2 protein-coding genes are annotated in these 1,496 nt (G+C 55.6%); both read right to left on the bottom strand.

The genetic code is table 11. The features are described 5' to 3' along the window. The coding region (locus tag SFHG_RS10805) for a hypothetical protein (protein ID WP_042436038.1) at nt 1-360 on the bottom strand (360 nt) is incomplete at its 3' end. Between the two features lie 157 nt (nt 361-517). Then, the coding region (locus SFHG_RS08055; RefSeq protein WP_162096575.1) for a L,D-transpeptidase at nt 518-1,496 on the bottom strand (979 nt) is incomplete at its 5' end.

The following is a 1,496-nucleotide window of genomic DNA, read 5'->3' as shown; positions in this document are numbered from 1 at the left end:
CCCGCTGGCGGCGCACGGCTCGCCGTTCTTGGTCCACGTCAGGTGCGGGGACGATTCGGACGGCACGAGGGCGTAGACGTCCTCGGCGGGGGGTGCGGGCTTCGTCTCGCTGCCGCCTTCGTCGGCGGCCGGGCTCGCGTCCCCTGCAGGTATGGTGGTGGCCGGATCTGCCGCTGGGGTATCAACGAGCTGATCGGTGCCTCGCTCGATTGTGCTCGATGCTGTTTCGTCAGCTATGGCGATGCTTGCGTTTCCTGCGCTTGAGATTGCGGTGCAGCACGCTGCCGTCAACGCGACAATAGCGGCTTGTCGAGCGGCGCTTCGGAAGTACGCGAGCGCCGTGAAGCCTTTGTTCTTCATCCTGTTCCTTTCCCTGGTATCCGTGAAGCCTACTTCGAGATTACATTTTTGTCGATTGCCCCTTGTGCAGCATTTTGCAAGAGGCTTGGAGCTGAGCGCAAAACGCCGGGGCGCAGGTGGGTTTTCATCTGCGCCCCGGCATAATATGCTATCGGGCTTAGCCCATGTATGTTACGACTTTTGTGTTGTATGGGATGTTGTCGTACACCCATTTAGCTCGATCAAGGGTCAATCGAACGCAACCGTGAGAGATGTTCACGCCTTGACGGTTATCCATTTCCACGAAAGTTCCCTGATAGTACTCGCCGGAATGAATCAGGTAGTCACCATAGAATTGGGTGTAATAGTAACAGCTGAATCCTGATCCGAATACGTATCCTTTAATGCCGACGGTATACTCGCCGAGAACCGTGGGCGTGGCCCAGGCTCCCGTTGAGCAGCTCCAGTGGTATTGAAGCTTCCAATTGCCTTGCCATCCCCAATATACGCCGAATTCGTTGTTAACGGTATCTATCATAATGAGCCAGTTTGTGGCGCTGTAATAGCCTTGCGCTCGCTGGGTCATGGGATCGGCATAAGGATCCCATGCTCCGCTGGCGTTGAAGTAGTAATAACCTCCATCGACGTATTGCCAGCCAGTAAGCATGGCGCCACTTGCACTAAGCCAATACCATGTTCCGTTTTCGTTGAGCCATCCGGTTTTCATCGCGCCCGATGAGGGGTCGAGATAGTACCAGGCTCCATCGACGTACTGCCATCCGGTTTTCATTTCGCCGCTTTGAGCCATGAGATACCAAGCCCCGTTGGCACTTGTCCATCCGGTTGCCATCGCTCCTTGGCTGCCGAACCAATACCAGTTGCCGTCGATCATCTGCCATTGCGTTGCCATGGCTCCCGAATCCGGTTTGGCATAGAAGTGTAATCCGTCGATTTTGACCCATCCAGACAGGGGCGCATCGGAGTCGTCTAACAGCACCAGTTCGCCGTTGGTCTTGCTGGCGTTTGCGGTTAGTTCGCCATTTGTCGTGGCAAAGCGGTATTTTCCGGTATCGTCGATGGGAACCCATTGCTTTGCAGCCATCGAGCCAGACTCTGTGAAGTAGTAGTCTTGCTTGCCGATCGTTTCCGGGCCGGTT

The organism is Senegalimassilia anaerobia JC110, from assembly GCF_000236865.1.
GTDB lineage: Bacteria > Actinomycetota > Coriobacteriia > Coriobacteriales > Eggerthellaceae > Senegalimassilia > Senegalimassilia anaerobia.
Note: the sequence above shows the minus strand (reverse complement) of the source record. Positions and strands in the feature narration are given on the sequence as shown.